The 19,581-nt window shown below is 32.4% G+C and carries 22 protein-coding genes; 19 read left to right on the forward strand and 3 right to left on the reverse strand.

What is annotated here, in order from left to right; translation table 11 throughout:
• The first annotated feature begins 40 nt into the window (after positions 1-40).
• Positions 41-919, forward strand: a complete 879-nt coding sequence (locus tag QJ521_RS05695; protein ID WP_282839476.1) for an ADP-ribosylglycohydrolase family protein — start codon at positions 41-43, stop codon at positions 917-919.
• Here QJ521_RS05695 and QJ521_RS05700 read toward each other — a convergent pair.
• The gene (locus tag QJ521_RS05700) at positions 897-2,237 is read right to left on the reverse strand and encodes an FAD-dependent oxidoreductase (RefSeq protein WP_282839477.1); all 1,341 of its coding nucleotides are present in this window, start codon (positions 2,235-2,237) and stop codon (positions 897-899) included. The genes QJ521_RS05695 and QJ521_RS05700 overlap by 23 nt on opposite strands.
• A 174-nt stretch (positions 2,238-2,411) precedes the next feature.
• Here QJ521_RS05700 and QJ521_RS05705 point away from each other — a divergent pair, with 174 nt between their 5' ends.
• Both QJ521_RS05705 and QJ521_RS05710 read left to right on the forward strand, forming a co-directional pair.
• On the forward strand, positions 2,412-2,747 hold the full coding sequence (locus QJ521_RS05705; protein WP_282839478.1) for a hypothetical protein: 336 nt from the start codon (positions 2,412-2,414) through the stop codon (positions 2,745-2,747).
• Between the two features lie 10 nt (positions 2,748-2,757).
• Positions 2,758-3,288 (forward strand): peroxidase-related enzyme, encoded by a 531-nt coding sequence (locus QJ521_RS05710; protein WP_282839479.1) that lies wholly within the window; start codon positions 2,758-2,760, stop codon positions 3,286-3,288.
• Between the two features lie 50 nt (positions 3,289-3,338).
• Here QJ521_RS05710 and QJ521_RS05715 read toward each other — a convergent pair whose 3' ends face one another.
• Together QJ521_RS05715 and QJ521_RS05720 are read right to left on the reverse strand one after the other, a co-directional pair.
• Positions 3,339-4,760 carry a dihydrolipoyl dehydrogenase family protein gene (locus tag QJ521_RS05715; protein ID WP_282839480.1) on the reverse strand — a complete coding sequence of 474 codons (1,422 nt, stop codon included), beginning with the start codon at positions 4,758-4,760 and terminating at the stop codon, positions 3,339-3,341.
• Positions 4,744-5,439, reverse strand: a complete 696-nt coding sequence (locus QJ521_RS05720; protein WP_282839481.1) for a Crp/Fnr family transcriptional regulator — start codon at positions 5,437-5,439, stop codon at positions 4,744-4,746. Before QJ521_RS05720 ends, QJ521_RS05715 begins: the two co-directional genes overlap by 17 nt.
• Before the next feature lie 155 nt (positions 5,440-5,594).
• Between QJ521_RS05720 and QJ521_RS05725 the strand changes: the two genes are divergently transcribed.
• The 16 genes from QJ521_RS05725 (at position 5,595) to QJ521_RS05800 (ending at position 18,971) form a co-directional block, all read left to right on the forward strand.
• Positions 5,595-6,242, forward strand: coding sequence for a peroxiredoxin-like family protein (locus QJ521_RS05725; RefSeq protein WP_282839482.1), 648 nt, complete (start codon positions 5,595-5,597; stop codon positions 6,240-6,242).
• Between the two features lie 13 nt (positions 6,243-6,255).
• Complete coding sequence (locus tag QJ521_RS05730; RefSeq protein WP_282839483.1) at positions 6,256-6,873, forward strand: CDP-alcohol phosphatidyltransferase family protein; 618 nt, start codon at positions 6,256-6,258, stop codon at positions 6,871-6,873.
• Positions 6,863-7,555 (forward strand): TVP38/TMEM64 family protein, encoded by a 693-nt coding sequence (locus QJ521_RS05735; RefSeq protein WP_282839484.1) that lies wholly within the window; start codon positions 6,863-6,865, stop codon positions 7,553-7,555. The genes QJ521_RS05730 and QJ521_RS05735 overlap by 11 nt, the downstream gene beginning before the upstream one ends.
• Complete coding sequence (locus QJ521_RS05740; RefSeq protein WP_282839485.1) at positions 7,542-8,783, forward strand: ABC transporter substrate-binding protein; 1,242 nt, start codon at positions 7,542-7,544, stop codon at positions 8,781-8,783. The genes QJ521_RS05735 and QJ521_RS05740 overlap by 14 nt, the downstream gene beginning before the upstream one ends.
• Positions 8,761-9,882: an NAD(P)/FAD-dependent oxidoreductase gene (locus QJ521_RS05745; protein WP_282839486.1), complete on the forward strand. Its 1,122-nt coding sequence runs from the start codon at positions 8,761-8,763 to the stop codon at positions 9,880-9,882. Before QJ521_RS05740 ends, QJ521_RS05745 begins: the two co-directional genes overlap by 23 nt.
• 10 nt (positions 9,883-9,892) lie before the next feature.
• Positions 9,893-10,789 (forward strand): ABC transporter permease, encoded by an 897-nt coding sequence (locus tag QJ521_RS05750; RefSeq protein ID WP_282839487.1) that lies wholly within the window; start codon positions 9,893-9,895, stop codon positions 10,787-10,789.
• A complete protein-coding gene (locus QJ521_RS05755) occupies positions 10,786-11,574 on the forward strand; it encodes an ABC transporter permease (RefSeq protein WP_282839488.1) in 789 nt (262 codons plus the stop codon). Before QJ521_RS05750 ends, QJ521_RS05755 begins: the two co-directional genes overlap by 4 nt.
• Before the next feature lie 12 nt (positions 11,575-11,586).
• Entirely contained in the window at positions 11,587-12,642 is a 1,056-nt protein-coding gene (locus QJ521_RS05760) for an ABC transporter ATP-binding protein (protein WP_282839489.1), read from the forward strand.
• Positions 12,639-13,355, forward strand: a complete 717-nt coding sequence (locus tag QJ521_RS05765; protein WP_282839490.1) for a TVP38/TMEM64 family protein — start codon at positions 12,639-12,641, stop codon at positions 13,353-13,355. The genes QJ521_RS05760 and QJ521_RS05765 overlap by 4 nt, the downstream gene beginning before the upstream one ends.
• On the forward strand, positions 13,352-14,248 hold the full coding sequence (gnd, locus tag QJ521_RS05770) for a phosphogluconate dehydrogenase (NAD(+)-dependent, decarboxylating) (protein WP_282839491.1): 897 nt from the start codon (positions 13,352-13,354) through the stop codon (positions 14,246-14,248). The genes QJ521_RS05765 and gnd overlap by 4 nt, the downstream gene beginning before the upstream one ends.
• Positions 14,245-15,618, forward strand: a complete 1,374-nt coding sequence (gene zwf / locus QJ521_RS05775) for a glucose-6-phosphate dehydrogenase (protein WP_282839492.1) — start codon at positions 14,245-14,247, stop codon at positions 15,616-15,618. Before gnd ends, zwf begins: the two co-directional genes overlap by 4 nt.
• A 16-nt stretch (positions 15,619-15,634) precedes the next feature.
• On the forward strand, positions 15,635-16,285 hold the full coding sequence (fsa, locus tag QJ521_RS05780) for a fructose-6-phosphate aldolase (protein WP_282839493.1): 651 nt from the start codon (positions 15,635-15,637) through the stop codon (positions 16,283-16,285).
• 3 nt (positions 16,286-16,288) lie between these two features.
• The gene (locus tag QJ521_RS05785; RefSeq protein WP_282839494.1) at positions 16,289-16,699 is read left to right on the forward strand and encodes an Ohr family peroxiredoxin; all 411 of its coding nucleotides are present in this window, start codon (positions 16,289-16,291) and stop codon (positions 16,697-16,699) included.
• Between the two features lie 316 nt (positions 16,700-17,015).
• Positions 17,016-17,846 (forward strand): EFR1 family ferrodoxin, encoded by an 831-nt coding sequence (locus QJ521_RS05790; RefSeq protein ID WP_282839495.1) that lies wholly within the window; start codon positions 17,016-17,018, stop codon positions 17,844-17,846.
• Positions 17,847-18,164: 318 nt separating this feature from the next.
• Entirely contained in the window at positions 18,165-18,362 is a 198-nt protein-coding gene (locus QJ521_RS05795) for a cold shock domain-containing protein (protein ID WP_282839496.1), read from the forward strand.
• A gap of 195 nt (positions 18,363-18,557) precedes the next feature.
• On the forward strand, positions 18,558-18,971 hold the full coding sequence (locus QJ521_RS05800; RefSeq protein ID WP_282839497.1) for an ice-binding family protein: 414 nt from the start codon (positions 18,558-18,560) through the stop codon (positions 18,969-18,971).
• Positions 18,972-19,581 lie beyond the last annotated feature (610 nt).

The raw sequence follows: 19,581 nt of genomic DNA on the forward strand, positions 1-19,581 counted from the left end.
TTGGCATTACCAACATAGAGAAAAATAAAGGAGAAAAAAATTGGAGAAATATATTTTACCTGCGCTAATTGCAAATGCTTCAACACTGGGTATACATTGGATATATGACCACAAATATATCGAAAAAATCGCATCAAAGCAATCCATACTATTTTTAACTCAAGACCCAAAACACTACGAAGAAGCAGAAAACGCTTATTATAGTTATCCTAACCATAATTTAGGTGATGTGACTGTCCAAGGACAAATATTGAAATGGCTATATCACGCGATGAAAGAAAAAAGAGGTTTTACACAACTTGATTATTCAAAACTTCTATATCAAAAATTCAAATTTGGTGGAACATACCAGGGCTATGTGGAAAGTTATGCCAAAAAACACGCATTAACAATATCAGCAAAGAGTTTGGATGTTGATATACCAGTATTGCCAGTTATGGATGATCACTTGGTAGGCTTTATGCCATATTTGGTTTGTAAAGAGCTAGAAATAGATACAAAAAAAGCTTGGGAATTGACACAAGTCTATTCCCAAGATGAAGATTATTATATTTATTTTAAAATGTTTGATCAATTATTTGAACTGCTACCTATAATAGGTCTTAAAAAAGCCATCGAAAAAGTTATCAATCTAGGTCCCCAAAAATATCAATTGCCACTCCATAAAGCAATAGAAATCAACGATCCAAATGTATTTATTCAAGATTATTCAGGAAGAGCTTGTGCGATCAAGTATTCGATACCTTTAGTTATTCACATATTATATCACACGAATTCTTACAGGGAAGCGATTTTATATAATGCCTTACTTGGAGGTGCTATTTCAGATAGAAATATGCTTATTGGCGCGGTATTTGCTCAAATAACTGAGGTTCCTAAAGATTGGAAAGACAAAGTTATTCACCAATTGATGCTTTAATCTGATTTGCTGCAACAAGTAATGGATCCCATACAGGTGAAAATGGTGGTGCATATGCAAAGTCTAGTTGTGAGAATTCACTTGCAGTTAGACTTTTTGTTATGGCTAAAGCCATAATATTGATTCTATCTGATACACCTTTTTCACCAACGAGTTGTGCACCTTTTAAAACCCCAGTTTTTTTCTCATAGACAATGCGCATGAAAAGATCAGTTGCACCAGGATAATATGACGTTTGATGTTTGGCAGTTACATCTACATAAGCGTAATCTAAGTTTAATTGCAATGCTTGATCAATACCAAGACCTGTCTTTGCAAACGCAAGATGCCCAACCTTAATGATATTTGATCCAACAATACCAGGAAAAGCGGTTTTTAATCCAGCGATATTTTCAGCAACAATTCTTCCTGTTTTATTCGCATGTGTACCGAGCGGTACATAGACATAATCTTTTGTAATCTGATGGTAATAAGCTGCACAATCACCAGCTGCATATATGCTTGGTAACGAAGTTTCACAAAACGAATTGATTAAAATTGCTCCATTTTTGAGCATCTTTAATCCGGTGTCCTGTAAAAACATTGTATTGGGTCTTACACCAATCGATTCAATTACAAAATCCACAGTAAATGTTTGCTTATCAGTTATTACAACAATTTGATCGCCTGATGTCTCATAAGCTTGCAGTTTTTCTTCTAAATGTACTAAGACACCCATGTTTTCTAATTCAACTCTGGCTTTTTTGGCAACATCATAATCATAAACACTTAACAGTTGGTTGCCACGTTGAATGATATGAACAACAAGACCTTGATGGATTAAGTTTTCAGCAACCTCGACTCCAATATATCCGCCGCCAATGATGGCTACTTGTCTACCTGATACAACTTCAGGCTTAATATGTCGCATATCGGGTAACTGATTGAGTACATAGATATGGGCTTGCTTACTCCCAAGAACATTGGTTTTGTTTGCAGTCGTTCCTGTTCCAATGACAAGGTAATCATATGAGTCAACAAAAGTTACTCCAGTCTTAAGGTTTAAGACAGTAACTTGCTTGCTTTTGGGATTCACTTTAGTCACTTCGTGAGACAAAAACACATCAATTCCTTGTTTTTTGAAATCACTTTGATATCTAGCGATGAGTTTACTTTCATCTGTGACTATATCTCCCAGAAAATAAGGCATACCGCAACCACTGTAACTTAAATCAGTGCCTTTTTCATAAACATGTATGATATGTTTGGGATCTAGTCTTTTTAACTTTGCTGCTGAAGTCATACCAGCAGCAACTCCACCAATAATTATTGTTTTCAATGTTTATACCTCCAATAATATAATATGATTATTATAACACATGGATGTCAAAGATAGAAAGATACACGATATGACGCATGAAAGTATTAATGTATACTCTCATCTTTTTTTCGATGAAAAAAATGACTCAAATAGTGTATAATAAAAATAGAAAACATGAAAAGGAGACAAAAGATGAAACATTTAGTTGTCCTATGGAAGACAAGTAATCTCACAGATATCAATGAACTTGTATTCCCATATATTTATAATTCAAAAATAAAAAAATGGTGGGATGAAGTAGAAGTCATTATATGGGGAGACTCACAAAGAGCCATTTATGAAAATGTAGTTGTGCAAAATAACATAAAAAAAATGATGGAAGCAGGCGTTATGTTCCATGCATGCAAGAAATGTGCTGAAGATCTTTGTCTTATTGATTTTTTAGAATCTCAAAACATTGATGTTCAATATACAGGTGTATTGTTAACAGAAAGATTACAAAGTGATGCGAAAGTCATCACATTTTAAGGAGAAAAACATGGCATGGATTAAAGAAGTTTCAAGAGAAGAAGATGAATTACTTAAAAGTATCTACGAGAGTGCAGAAAAAAGAACAGGTGAAAAGACAGCAAATGTATTAAAAGTGCATAGTCAAGATCCAAAAACATTAGAAATTCATATGAATTTATATGAAAGACTCATGTTTGAAGAAGGTGAGTTATCAAGAAAAGAACGAGAAATGATTGGTGTTGTTGTATCCAAATCAAATGAATGTTCTTATTGTGTCACACATCACGGGCAATCACTTGCTCATGTGACTGAAAACATTGAGCTTATGAAAAAGATTTCTGAGGACTACCATCTAGCAGAACTTAGTGACAAAGAATTAGAAATATGCAAGTATGCTGAAAAATTAACAAAATATCCATATCGCATGGAAGAAGAAGATATCATTGCATTAAGGTCATTTAATTTAAGCGATTTAGCTATTTTTCAGATCAATCAGATTTGTGCATACTTTAATTACGTTAATCGTATAGTTTTCGGACTTGGTGTAGAACTAGAATAAAAAAATGATTAACCCCTAACTTAGCAAAACTAAGTAAGGGGTTCTTTTTTTTATTTTTTAAATAGTATTTTCTTAAGTAAGTTAGCTTTCCAAGGCTTAAATGAATCACGAAGCAATTGCAATGAAGCTGTTTTAAATATTTCTGATTCTGTAGGATATGAAAAAATAATATTCATAAAAACGTTAGGCTTCAATTTTTGTTGAATAGCTAAAGATGCTATAGGAATCATTTCACCTGCTTTTTCACCTACAAGTGTCGCTCCAATGAGTGTGCCTTTTTTACCAATAATCAATTTTAAAAATCCAATGACATCATTTTCAGCCTTTGCACGATCATTACTTTCTAAAGGAACATGAATAGTTTTTTTGAAAAGGTTTAACTCTTTAGCTGTTTGCTCTGTATAACCGACATGCGCAACCTCTGGTTTTGTATAGGTTGTCCAAGGCACGTTATAATAGTTAACTTTCGAACCAAGGTGAAAGATAGCATTTCTAATGACTAGTCCAGCTTGATATCCAGCCATATGCGTAAACTGATATGGACCTACAACATCACCACAAGCATAGATGTTTTTCACATGAGTTTGTAGTTTTTTGTTTGTTTGAATATAACCTCTTGCATTTAGTTTAACACCAATTTCTTCTAATCCAAGATCTTGTGTATTGGGAATTCTACCTAAAGCAACTAATAACTCGTCACCAATAATCTCAATTCTGTTATTGTCTTTTTCAACGATAACTTTAATCGCTTCATTTTCTTTTATAATCTCAATGATTTTACTATTGAGTAACAATTGAACACCATCTTTTAGTAATACTTTTTCCATCAATGGACCGACCTCATTATCGTCTTTCGTGAATAAAGACTTACTTTGGTCTATCATCGTTACTTCAACACCAAGATGTCTAAAACCTTGACCCAGTTCTAAACCAATTGGGCCAGCGCCTAATACAATTAAGTGCTTTGGTGTGTGGTTCATCTCAAAAATATTGAGGTTTGTTAAATAAGAAACTTGATCTAGTCCTTTAATTTTTGGAATATATGGTTTTGATCCTGTGGACACAACAATGTTTTTAGCAGTTAGTGTTTTACTACCGACAACAACTTCATGTTTGCTTTTGATTTTTGCTTCACCTATTACAACCGATACACCCAATCCTTCATATCTTTCTATCGAATCATGTGGGGCAATTTGATCGATGACTCCATGCACACGATGCATGAGTTCACCTATTTCGATGGATTCAATCGTTGAATGTATGCCAAATTGATCAGCATCCTTCATTTCTTTAGCAAGATGAGCACCTTTAAGAAAGCTTTTACTAGGAACACATCCTGAGTTTAAACAATCGCCACCCATTTTTTCTTTTTCAATGAGCGTTACTCGCGCACCTAATGCCGCAGCACCTGATGCGACTACTAATCCACCGCTACCAGCACCAATTACAATTAAGTCATTTTGATATTTCATAGTTTTGTTCAAACTCCTTCAGTTCATTTTTCTTAATACTTATTTTCAGTCTTCCAGAAACGATGATACCTTCTCTAGCAAGTTCTTTAAGGGTAACTGAAACCGATTCTCTTGTTGCTCCTATCATATTTGCGAGTTCTTGATGACTTAAATGTAGGTCAATGGAAACATAATCTTTTTCATCCTGACCATAATCAACCGCAAGTTTTCTTAGCCAATAAATGATGCGATCTCTAATACTATATAAAGCAAGTTGCTCTAGCATTTTATTTTGTTCTTGTATTTTTTTACCTAAGTCTCGGAGTATCTTAACAAGCAAATCAGGTTTTGACATTAAAAATGTCTCAAGATTCTCTTGATCAAACCTGCAGATCAGTGTATCTTCTAAGGTTTCTATATAAACATCTTGTGTACCAAAAGATAAAAGCGAAGTGTTTCCAAAAGTATTGCCACTTCCAATAATGCCGAGTGTATACTGTTTTCCATCCTCACTCAATTGATAGAGTCTAAGTTTTCCTTCTTTGACTAAAAAAACACCTTGTGATTGGTTATAAGGAGTTTGAACAATTGTTTCTTTTGGGATGGTCGACATTTTTGTAATCTTATGGATATATTGCATATCCTTATGATCTAGACCATCAAACATCTTTACTCTAGATAAATACCATAGTTTTTGCATAATTCGCCTCAACTTTCACCAATTTTTTTATATGTACTTATTATATATCAAAAAAAACTGTTTCTTTGTGAAATACTTCACATAAATAAAAACTTTATTTTGATAGACTACATATAATCATCCTAAAATGATGGATAGAAAGTGGAGTGGATTAAATGAAGTCATTGAATGATAAAATAGAACAACTCAAAAATATTTCTAATAAAAAACTTGATCCAGAAAAAGAAAAACTCTTTTTACAAGCGATTAAAGAATTAGAAATGTCTGAGCAAGCCAAAGGCATTAAGGTTGGAGATAAAGCTAAAGATTTTATACTACCAGATCAAAATCAGAAACAGGTGCGTCTTTTTGATCTACTTAAAAACGGACCTATTGTTTTAACTTTTTATCGTGGAGGGTGGTGTCCTTATTGTAACCTTCAGCTAAGAGCATATCAGGAAATTCTAGATAAGATCCATGAGTTAGGTGCAAGTTTAGTTGCAGTTAGTCCGCAAAAACCAGATAGACATACCTATAAGAGTCTAATTGATGGGCTTACTTTTACGGTTTTAAGTGATGAGAATAATGAAGTTTCAAAGCTGTATCATGTACTCTATGAACTTCCTGAATATCTGGTTAAACCTTATCAAGAACTGGGTATCAATTTGGAACTTGAAAACATTAACCGCAAATGGATATTGCCATCACCAGCAACTTATATTATTGATCGAACAGGTTTAATTGTACATGCGAATATTCATTCTGACTTTAAAAAACGCATGGAACCAGAACATATATTATCAATACTAGAGATTTTGAATTAAGGAGTATTCATTTATGATTGATACTAAATTAAGAAAATATGTCCAACCAGTCTTTAATCAAGTGGGTAAAGGGTTTGTTAGATTGAAAATGACACCTAATATGATTACTGTAATGGCATTTATCATTGGTGTATCAGCTGGTGTTTTTATCGCATTTGGACACATTGTGATTCCTATTGTTTTATTATGGACATCGGGATTACTCGATGTTGTTGATGGAACAGTTGCTAGATTGACAAATAAACATTCTAAAATTGGAGCATACTTAGATCTTATCTTTGATCGCATGGTAGAAGCAGCAATCATTTTAGGCTTTTATTTCTTGTTTAAAGAATATGCACTTGCTTATTTATTATTCTTTATTTCCGTTATTTTTAATTTCACAACATTTTTGGTTGCTGCAAGTCTGTTTAAAAATGAGGGTGAAAAAAGTGTGCATTATGATATAGGCATCGCTGAACGAACCGAGACATTTATTGTTTTCACACTGATGATGGTATTTAGTCAGCATGTATTTATTATATTGATGGTATTTAATGTAATCATCTTTTTAACAGGTATTTTAAGATTTATACGCACAATAAGGTATGCTTCAAAATTAAACAAGCAGGTACAACTCCATGAAGCATAAAAATTTACTGATTTTTACAATCATTGTCTTTATTTTTATAGCTGTTTATTTTATTTGGAAAACAGAAATAATTCATCTTTATCATACACTTAATCAAGGTGAAGCATCAGATATTGTATCAATCATACAATCTTGGGGTATTTGGGCGCCAATTCTGAGCATTCTACTCATGATTTTACAAGCTATCATCGCTCCCATTCCTTCCTTTTTAATTACAGGAGCAAATGGTATTGTATTTGGTGTATTTTGGGGCATCATCATCTCATGGATAGGTGCAATGTTCGGTGCAGCTATTACATATTATTTAGCGAGATTGCTTGGTGAAGAATTTGTTAAGAAAAAAGAAAAAAATTCAAATCTCTTAAAAACGGTTAGTGAGATGAGCGACAAAAAAGGATTCAAAGTTGTATTTATAGCAAGATTACTACCTTTTATTTCATTTGATTTCATTAGTTATGCAGCTGGATTAAGTACCATGAAGGCATGGAAGTTTTTCATAGCAACAGCACTTGGTATGATACCAGGAACTATTTTATATGTATTTTTTGGTAGACAGATAGTTTTATTAAGCCAATATTCCCTACTTTTCACACTAATATTTATCGGGTTAATCATCATTTATATAGCCATATCATTTTATAAGAATCAAAAATTAAAGGAGAAAGAAAATGAAAATAAATAAAGTTTTAATCAGTGTAATAGTGGTATTAATTATAACTATTTTATCTGCATGTCAGAACAATGATGAAGTAATCGATATAAGTTCTCTTCAAGATTGGGACGAGGTCCTAGAATTTGGGAGGAATAAAGAAGTCAATATATTGATGTGGGGCGGTAATGAGAGCATCAATCAATATATGGATACGTATGTTTCTGACAATGTTATGGAACTATATGGTATCAAATTAGTAAGAACACCCATGAACGCACCAGAGTTTTTAACGAAATTAATTAATGAGAAAAAAGCAAATCAATCAAGAGGGACAGCAGATTTATTATGGATTAATGCTGAAAATTTTCTAACTGCAAAAGAAGGTAATCTTCTTGATGGACCATTTACTGATTTGTTACCTAATTTAAATACATATTACGATCTAGAAGCATCAGACTTAAATTATGATTCCGGTATACCTATCGATGGGTATGAAGGTATTTGGGGACGCGCTCAGCTTGTATTTAGTTATGATGAAGCTGTGATAACAAATCCACCTAAAACCTATGAAGAACTCAAAACATGGGTAATCGCAAATCCAGGTAAATTCACCTATCCAAGATTACCAGATGATTTTGTTGGTGCAGCATTCGTTCGTAATGCTTTTTATGAACTAACTGGTGATTCCAACATATTTCAAACTGATGTAAGTGAAGCTCAGAGATTTGCATTATCACAAAACGTTAAAGACTATTTCATATCTTTAAATCCATATCTTTGGAATCAGGGTACATCATTTCCAGCGACACAAGCTCAACTAGATGCTTTATTCAAAAACGGTGAAGTTACATTGACTATGGGATTTGAAATAGGAAAGACAGCTGGACTCATTCAATCGGGGGTTTATCCAAATACGGTCAAATCATATGTTTTTGATTCAGGTACAATTGGCAATTCTCATTATTTAGCTATCCCGTTTAATTCACCAAAAAAAGCTGCTGCGCTACTTGTCATGGATTTTCTTCAGAGTCCTGAAGCACAAATTGAGAAAATGAAAGCAAATGTTTGGGGAGATATGCCGGCTTTTGATGTCAGTCTTTTAACAGAAGCACAACAAATTGAGCTATCAGCAATTCAAAGTGTTTCAGGTATGATTTCGCTTGATGAACTAACTTCGAAAAGATTACCCGAAATGAATGCGCTATGGATTTCATGGATTAAAGAATTGTGGGTGAATGATATTGCAGGAAAGTCATAAGATAAAAACACTCGTTTTAGTCGGTGGTGGGCATGCTCATATTCACATATTAAATAAATATAATAAAAAAAGATATCAAAACATAAAAATCATATTAATCTCATCTGATACATATCAGTATTACTCTGGTATGGCTTCTGGGTATTTAGAAGGTATTTATCAACAAGATGATTTTAGGTTTAATCTTAAAGCAATATGTAACGAAAGGGGTATCGTTTTCATTGAGGACTCTGTCGTAAAAATTGATTATGAGAACCAAGTTTTGCACACAAAAGGTAATCAAAAAATAGAATATGACTTTCTTTCATTGAATACAGGATCAATTGTTAAAGTAAAAAAGAAAGAATTAGGACCAAATGTGTTTTCCGTCAAACCATTAAGTAACTTAAAAAAGATTAAAAATGCTATCGAAAGTCTAGTGAAATTGGATAAGTCAATCGTTATTATGGGTGGTGGAGCTGCTGGCATCGAAATTGCACTAGCACTTTCTATGTATCAACAAAATGATTCAAATATTCATTTGACATTAATTGATCGTCATAACACACTTTTGAACGGGAGTCCAAAACGAGTTCAAGAAATTGTGACATCTAGAATGAAAGAAGTGGGCATCGAAACATATTTAGGTGGTTTTGTAACAGATATAAATGAAAACTATGTATATTTAGAAAATGGACAAAAAATAGCGTTTGATGTTTTAGTTCTTGCATCTGGGGTTGCTCAAACCTCACTCTATAAGGACAGCAACTTTATTGTTGACGATTCTTCGAGTATGTTGGTTAATGACAATTTACAATCTTTATCAGCAGATAATGTATTTGGTGCTGGAGATTGTATTCAAATAAGGAATAATAACTTAGTTAAGAAAAATGGTGTATATGCAATTAGACAGGCACCAATCTTATGGAAAAACATACTTAAAGTCATTAAAGGAAAATCTTTAAAGCGTTTCAAAGCACAAAAAACATATCTTCAAATCATTTCACTTGGCCAAAAGAAGGGTATATTGATCTATGGAAAGCTAGTCATATCAGGTTATTTCGCATGGAAAATAAAAGATCTTATTGATACAAGTTATATGAAGAAAAATAAGAAATAAGGAGTTTGACATGAGTGATAAAAAGCATCATCTAAGAAAATATAATATCCACCCAATGTGGCTTTTATCACCAGTCATCATCCTTTACGCTATATTTATTTTTGGTGGGATTGTACTTACATGGATTGAAAGCCTAGGTCATATCCCAACACTTGGTCTTTACTATCAAGGATTTGCAGCATATATCCAAGTGTTTCAAATGAATGATATTTGGTTAAGTATTGTTTACTCAGTAGGTATAGCACTGATATCGACACTGATATCGACATTCATTGGAGTCAAACTTGCGTATGGTCTTGCTAATAACACGCACAAGTTTTCTATAATCATTCAAAAAAATATGCTTCGCCTAGGACTTATCTTACCCTACTTACTGATCTTGTTTATGATCATAATACTTGCATCAAGAACAGGGTTTCTCTCTAGACTGTTATTTCAATCACATTTCATTTCAAGCAGTCAACAATTTCCGCAACTTGTATATGACCGCTTGGGTATTGGTATCATGCTCACATTTATATTAAAAGGCATACCTTTTGTTGGACTATTTACTTATTATACGATGTCACAAATAACTGAAAATTTTAAAGATGTAGCAAAAACACTCGGAAGCAACGAAAAAGTCATTTATAGAAAACTATATATTCCATTGTCAGCAAATACTATTATTTGGACTTCTGTTATCATTTTCGCTTATTATCTTGGTTCATTTGAAATTCCATATTTATTAGGCAGTGTGGACCTTCAGACCATATCTTCTCGTGTTTATAGTCTTTATGTGCAAGCAGGTATTGATAAGATTCCTGTTTCAATGGCCATGCATATGGTTTTGCTTGTTATTGGGATGATAAGCGTAGGTATATATGCATATATTCTTAAGCGTTATTTGGTGGGGTATCAATCATGAAAACACTAAAAAACGGCATTGTCTTAGTCTTGTTGTTAATCCCTATAGTCATCATGGTGTTGCTTTCTCTTTTTAGTTACTATCGTTATCCAATTTTGTTTCCAAGATCTTTTAATTTGATTTACTGGGAAACACTATTCTTAAGAAATCAGTTATTTATTCAAGCAATCAAACAAACCTTAATTGTTTCAACATTAACTGCCTTTTTTTCAACCCTCGTTGGATTTACTTCTGCCAAAGCACTTGTCGATCAAAGGTTAAAAGCAAATAAAATTTTAATGGTCTTCATATCGTTACCTCTATTTATTCCCGCAATTGCTCTTTTCATCGGTGTTCATCACATTCTGATTCGTATGAATCTAGCAAATACGTATACAGGAGTTATTCTAGCACACGTTCTTATTTCGTTACCATATACTACAAGTATAGGTATAACATTTTTTAAAGGCATTGATCCCAATTATACAAAAATAGCGCAAACATTGGGGGCTAAACAATCTAGAATTATTACTAAAATCATGGTTCCACTTTTGTTGCCGGGATTAATCTTATCTTTTTCAATTGGGTTTTTATTGTCAACTTCAGAATATTTTTCAACCTTTATTATCGGTGGAGGTCGTGTGATTACCTTATCCACAATCTTATATCCCTATATTGAAAATGCTGATGATGGGAATGCAGCTGCAGTCAGTGTTGTATTTATCTTATTTAATATTTTGGTATTTGTTTTTGCTGATCGATTAAGTAGAAGATTAACAAAAGGTAGAAAATACTTATATGAGTAAAGGAGAAAGCCTATGATTTTAGAAATCAATCAAGTTTCACAATCATATGATCAACACTCGGTTTTAGATCATATCACTTTCGGAGTAGAAAAAGGTCAACTATTAACAGTGTTTGGACCATCAGGAAGCGGAAAAAGCACGTTGCTTAAATCAATTACAGGTTTACTAGAAGTCGATAAAGGTAGTATCTTGCTTAATGGAAAAGATATTACTGATCAAAAACCACATGAGCGAGGTATTGCATATGTCTTTCAATCACCTTTATTATTTCCTCACTTAACGGTCAAAAAAAATATAGCGTTTGGTCTTGAAGTTAAAAAGTTAAACAAAAAAGAGATTGACATGAAAGTCAATACATTATTAGGTTTACTCAAAATTGAAGATATCAAAGATCATTACCCCAATCAAATTTCAGGTGGACAGCAGCAACGTGCATCGATTGCACGCGCGCTTGCAGTTGATCCAGCGGTTATACTGATGGATGAACCGTTTTCCGCACTAGACTCAGCTTTAAGAACCAAAATGGGTGAGCTCATTAAATCTTTGCAGAAAAAACTTGGATTAACCATTGTATTTGTTACACATGATTTAAATGAGTGTTTATACTTATCAGATGAAATTGTTTTATTAAATCATGGAAAAATAGTAGATCAAGGCGCAACACATGATGTTTATTATCATCCGAAAACTATAGAAAGTGCAAAGCTTATGGGTGAAATGAATTGGATTCACGGGAAAAAAATAGATCAACAGTTTGTAACTCCGATTGGATCTTTTCCGTGTGATTTTCCATATGATCAAGAAGGTCTTTTATCATTTCGTCCTCAATCGATAAAAATAGTAAAAAATAAGGATGACAATATATTCAAAGTAATCTCAATCGATATAATCGGTAGAGAACACCGAGTTGTACTTCGCTATGACAATTTAGAAATCATTGTTTACACATATCCTGATCACTTTTTGCAAATAGGGGATGAGGTAAGTTTATTATTTCCTAAAGATTATTTGCATTATTGTGTTGATGACACAAATAAAACAAATAAGTTAGGAGAAAACTCAGGATGAAATTTAAATTTAAGATTTTAGTTATCTTATCTTTAATGATGTTGATTGTTCTTTATGTCATCAATTTAGAATCAGTTAAAATTTTTTTTCACACAATTTCAAATGCAAGTCTTGATGAGTTAACTTCAATCATCCGAGCATGGGGTATATGGGGTCCTATCTTGAGTATTATCCTTATGATTATTCAGTCATTTACAGCTTTTGTACCTTCATTTATTCTGACAGGAGCAAATGGCATCATATATGGTCTTTTCTGGGGTTCTGTTATTTCTTGGTCAGCAGCAATGATTGGTGCTACAATTACTTTTTCTATGACCAGACTCATTGGAGAATCTTTTATAAATCATCGTATCAAAGACTCAAAATTTAAAAAATACGTTGATGAAATTAGTCAAAAACAAGGATTTAAAGTCGTTTTGATTGCTAGATTATTACCTATTGTTTCTTTTGTGATGATTAGCTATGCATCAGGATTAAGTACGATTCGATTTAGAAAATACATATTAGCAACCGGTGTTGGTATGATTCCAGGGACCATAGCTTATGTGTATTTTGGGAGTCAGATTATTGAATTCACACGGTACTCACAGATTTTTAGTTATTTATTCTTAAGTTTTATAGCAGTCTACATTGGTTTATCCATAGTAAGAAAATACAAAAAAAATAAATTAGATAATACATTAATAATTAAAGAAAAAGGAGATTTATTATGAATATAGGATTGATTGGTCTTGGAAAAATGGGTTTAAATTTAGCTAGACATATGATTGATGATGGCTATGGAGTCGTAGGATACGATAAGTATTTAAAAGATGATGTTAAATCATTATATCCAGACATTACATTTATTGATCAACTCGAATCATTACTTATCAAATTAGAAAAGCCACGTGTGATTTGGTTAATGGTGCCATCTGGAGATGCGACTGAACAATTGATTAACGAGTTAAGTGCGATTTTAGAACCTGGCGATATCATGATTGATGGTGGTAATTCAAGATATACCGACACCACTAGAAGATTTAATGAACTTAAGAAAAGGGAAATTAACTTTATCGATTGTGGAACGAGTGGCGGCACAGAAGGTGCACGATATGGTGCATCACTGATGGTTGGTGGCGAAAAAACAGTCGTTGAAAGTATCAAACACTTGTTTGAAGCATTAGCAGTCAAAGATGGATATGCATACATGGGGAGTTCAGGTAGTGGACATTTTGTTAAGATGGTTCATAATGGCATTGAATATGGCATGATGCAAGCAATAGGTGAAGGATTTGACCTACTCAATGCCAGTCAATACGACCTTGATTATAAAAAAGTTGCTAGAGTATGGGCAAATGGTTCAATCATTAAAGGATTACTGATGGATACAGTTTTGAGTGCATTTACAAAAGATCAAACATTAGATGATATTGTCGGTAAAATAGATGACTCTGGAGAAGGTCAATGGACGATTGAAGAAGCACTGTTACTTAAAGTATCAATACCCGTCATTGCGCATGCTTTATTTACACGATATAAATCCAAAGATGATGATAAATTTTCAGAAAAGGTGGTTGCAGCGATGCGTAATGAGTTTGGTGGTCATAAGGTATATAAAAAATGATTAAGAAAATCATTACTATTTTTGGATCTACAGGAAATTTAATGTATAAAAAGCTTTTTCCTGCACTTGATGCACTCATCAAAAAAGGACTTATTAATCAAGATGTGAAAATATTATGTATTGCACGTAAGGATTGTACATTAGAAGATTATGTTGAAGAGGCTAAAAAGGAAGTTAAGGAAAACTTGGATTGGGATAGCATAATACCTTATTTGACTTATATTAAGATGGATTTATTTGAAATGACAGATTATATAATGTTAAAAGATATGATTCATGCTGAAGGAAAAGATTTGGATGTTATGTTTTACTTAGCAGTTCCTCCCACTTTATTTGAACCGATTGCTAAAGGGTTAAGCATATCGAAAATTATGACAAAAGCACAGGAAAACCGACGTATCTTATTTGAAAAACCATTTGGTTCAGATTTTGAGGATGCTAAACATATTAATCAAACACTACAAGAACTATTTGACGAGAAGCAAATCTATCGAATCGATCACTATTTAGGAAAAGAAATGATTCAGAACATATTCATCATGCGATTCGCAAATAGTTTATTTAAACATCAGTGGGATAATAAAAGAATTAAAAGTATTACTGTTTTAGCCAAAGAAAGTGAAACAGTAATGATGCGTGGTGGTTATTATGATGGTGTTGGGGCACTTAAAGATATGGTTCAAAGTCATCTTTTGCAAATGGTCTCACTGATCACGATGAACCAACCCATTGAAAATAAATCCAGTGCCATTAAAGATTCGAAAGTTGATATCTTAAATAAAGTAGAGTTTGATCTAAATTCAAGTATTTTTGGTCAATATGATGGCTATCTTGATGAAAGTGGAATTCAAAAAGATTCAAATACAGAAACATTTGTTTTTTTGAAAGCTCACATCAATCATAAAAATTGGAAAGGTGTTCCTATTTATTTCTTGACAGGCAAAAAGCTAAATGAGAAACGTTCTGAAATAATCATAGAGTTTGAATCTGATGATATCAATCAAAAAGGCTGGGAATTCAATAATTTAGATTATAATCAACTCATCATCAGAATTGCTCCAGAAGAAGGAGTCACTCTAAAGATGAATGTAAAAACACCAGGCTTAAATGCATCCATCATACCAGCAGAATTAACGTATTGTCATGCGTGTCAATCCGTTGGAAATACACCTGAAGCATACGAAAAACTGCTACTAGACTTACTTAATAAAGATGATACACTTTATACAAGGTGGGACGAGATTGTTGCTAGCTGGCAAACCATTGCAAAACTAAAAGATAAATCACACGAGTTAGTTAACTATCAGTCGTTTGAGGAGCTTAAACAGCTTATTTTGGAAACACATGTAGATGTGTATAAAAATATATAAAACATAGGAGGATCACATGAAATTATTTATAGATTCAGCAAATTTAGAAGATATTAAAAATGCAAGCAAATGGAAGATTATCGAAGGTGTAACAACCAATCCATCACTGATTGCAAAAGAAGGTAAAGACCTTGTTGATGTCATCAAAACTATAACCACACTAATCGATGGACCGATTAGTGCAGAAGTTAAAGAAGGTTTAGTAGATGATATGGTTGATGAAGCATTTGAATATGCCAAAATACATCATAATATTGTCATCAAAATACCTATGACATTTGAAGGACTTAAGGCAGTCTCAATTTTGAATGCCCATCGAATTAAAACCAATGTTACTTTGGTTTTTAGTGTTTCACAAGCCATGATGGCAGCAAAAGCTGGTGCTACTTATGTCTCTCCATTTATGGGACGCTTAGATGATTTTCATAATCAAGAAGATAAAGGGCATGAACTCATCAGTCATATTCGTAAAGGTTTCGACAATTATGGCATAAAAACAGAAATCATTGCTGCATCAATTCGTTCACCTCGCCATGTCGAACAAGCAATTTCAGCAGGTTCAGATATAGCAACAATCCCATACAAAATATTTTCAGAAATGATTAAACACCCACTGACAGATAAAGGGTTAGAGATTTTTAGAAATGCACAGTTAAAGGAGAAATAAAACATGAAAAAAATATTAGAACGCAGTGCAACAACATTCCATGGTAGAGATGGATTGATTAAAGATACAGATTCAGGATTAGAATTAAAGCTTAGTAAACCTAAAGAAATGGGTGGACTAGGTGAAAATGGAACAAACCCGGAGGAGTTGTTTGCTGCAGGTTATAGTTCATGTTTAGCAAGTTCAATGGAATATCTACTAAAAAATGACAAGATTGATTATAAAGATTTGCAGGTTAGTGCAGTTGCTAGTCTTGTTATGCATCAAGAAAAAGGGTTTTTGTTTCAATTAGTAGTTGATGCTCAGATTCAAGGAGTAACAAAAGAAGTAGAAAAAGAATACATTGAAAAGGCTTATAACTTTTGTCCGTATTCAAAAGCTATAAAGGGTAATGTAGAGGTAAGATTTATGTAGTTTTATTTTAAGTTTCATTGCAGATAGATTTTATCGTATGAATGGCATATAATTTGTATAATTGTAAGGGGATAATCGGTATCAACTGATAAAAGAAATTTACTTAGTATAGGGGTGCTAAAATTATTCTAAGGGTGCTAATTTGTATTAGATTAGGTAACATCACACAGTAAAGGATAAACAGGCTTCCAATTATTGGAAAATGGTATTATTAGTATACCTATTTTGATTGAAGGGAACTGTTTTTTTTCGTAATAACCATATTCATATAAATCGTGATAGAATAATTTTGAAGTAAACAGAAAGGAAAAAACACATGAAAATTGCAATCTTCTTATTTAGTGGTACAGGAAACACCTATTTTATAGGAAAGAAACTTCAAGATGGATTTAAAGAAAAAAGTATTTTCTGTGATCTTTTTACTATCGAAAAGAAACGTAATGATAATCAATTAATAGAGGATTATGATGTCATAGGTTTAGGTTATCCAATCTATGGATCTGATGTACCTTTATTGATTAAAAAGTGGATTGATGGATTGAAAATGCAAAATCATAAAAAGGCTTTTGTTTTTTGTACACAAATGATGTATTCTGGTGATAGCGCTGCTTATGGTGGAAGATTGCTGGAAAAGAAAGGCTTTATTATTCGACAGCAAGCTCATTTTAATATGCCTAATAACATTACAGATTACAAGATTTTAAGACCTTTCAATAAACATAACTTAAAAAAAATTGAACAAAGGAAAAACAAACAAGTCAATCGATTCGTAAAAAAAATTTTGATTGACAAAAAAAGTAGAAAAGGATCAAACTTGATATCTTTATGTCTTGGTCTTTTGCAAAGAATCCCATATCAGAAGATAGAAATGAAGTGGATATCTGACACAATCAAAATTGAGGATCAATGCATTTTATGTGAAAAATGTATTGAATTATGTCCTACAGAAAATTTTGAAATTAAGGATGGCATTCTCAAGACAAAAAATATGTGTATTGCATGCTATAGATGTATCAATCATTGCCCTGTTAATGCACTTCACAGCAGTAAAAATGCTCTTGTTAAATATCCTTATAAAGGTCCAGTTGAGAATTTCAACATCAAAGATGTGATGGAAGATTGCATAACAACCCATGAAATGAATTGAGTCGAAATAAAAATAATGGTTGATCTAAGTTTTAGATGCTTATACTAATTCTTGAAATATATAGATTATATAAGAATACATTAAGAGATATCTTGATTTTTCTTGTAATATGGTAAATAGTGGTGAGAATGACATCAAATCATTCATATTCACATATTTGGTGAAATATAGCGAATTATATAGTAATTCTAACCATGCGATGGCTTAATTGTCTCTATTATGCACAAATATTAGGGTTTTCACTAATAAAAGTGTATACTTATATATGGTTAAGTCAGCAATGACTATAGATCATAATAAAAAAAAGGAGTAATCGACATGACAGGAACAGTAAAATGGTTTAATTCAGACAAGGGATATGGATTTATCTCTACAGAAGAAGGCAAAGATGTATTCGTACACTTTAGCGCAATTCAAACTGATGGATACAAATCACTTGATGAAGGTAGTAAAGTTGAATTTGATGTTGTAAATAGCGATCGCGGCGAAACAGCTGCAAACGTTATTAAAATATAATATTCAATGAGTCTATAGGTAAGCTCTAAAAAAAGTGGTAAATCAACTTATTATGAATAGGCATATATATCTACTACTCAATTTTTAATTATCTATAAAAACATAAAAGCTCTTCTCATTCTGATATGATCCCCTTAAAGTAGACACTACAAATAATTAATTGTAGATGTTTATAGAAAGGGGATTTTTTCTTTTGTGGGAAGAAAACAAAAATATAGTAAAGAGATCAAATTATTAGCAATCCAGAAATATCAAGATGGGTTTAAATCGAAGTGCGAGTTAGCAATTGAACTTGAGTGTAGCATAAAATCGATAGATCAATGGATAAGAAATTATAAGTCGATAGGAGAGTCTGCATTCAATAATAAACCAAGAAACCAAGCCTATACAAAAGAGCTAAAGACTGAAGTTATTTTAACTGGTGGATTGTTAGCTGAAAATACATATTGGGTTGTTGCTGACACAGTGGCAATTGGAGTTGGTTCAACTTTCCAAGGTGTTATTCTAACAGCAATGAATGTAAGTATGAATACAGGATCATCAATTGTAGGGATGATTTATGCACAAACAAGTGTATCGTTTGATGCAACTACAGCAGCGAAGGCTTAATTAGAAGAAATAAATAGTAAGAAGTAAGAAAATAAGAAGATAATGTAATATTGAAAAGATACTATTTCTATTAGAAGTAGTGTTTTTTTAGTGTTTTGCTACACTTTTTTTGATGGATAGTGTGGTGGAATGAAAGACACGCATGTTTAAAGATACATGTGGCTGAATAGTAGTGTGAGTATAAATCACATAGACACACCAACTTTTTGTTGAATTAGATATCTCATGTAAATTTTTTTATGCTAGAAGAATTGCATAGGTCAATTTTGTAACTATTTAGACAATACATCATCTACAGGTTTTATGCAAGGAGGTGTTTTTCATTTGGTGAGTTGAAATCAATTCTGGTAGAGAACAACGGATTTTAGATGTTTTCAAGTGATTTGGTAATTTATACTATGTGCAATAATAAATACACATTCTTTTTCTTTTTTTATATGTGAACTGAAAAATTCCATAATAACTATTTTAATTTAGAAAAAATCTGGAATAAAAGCCTGAAGAAAGTGTTCATTGATCATCACCTCATCAATATATCTAATCCTAAAGTAGAAGTCTTGCTCTTTATGTCAACTAAACTATTTTTACATCGATTTTCTATCAAAAACAA

This window comes from Peloplasma aerotolerans (assembly GCF_030012175.1).
GTDB lineage: Bacteria > Bacillota_I > Bacilli_A > Acholeplasmatales > Acholeplasmataceae > Peloplasma > Peloplasma aerotolerans.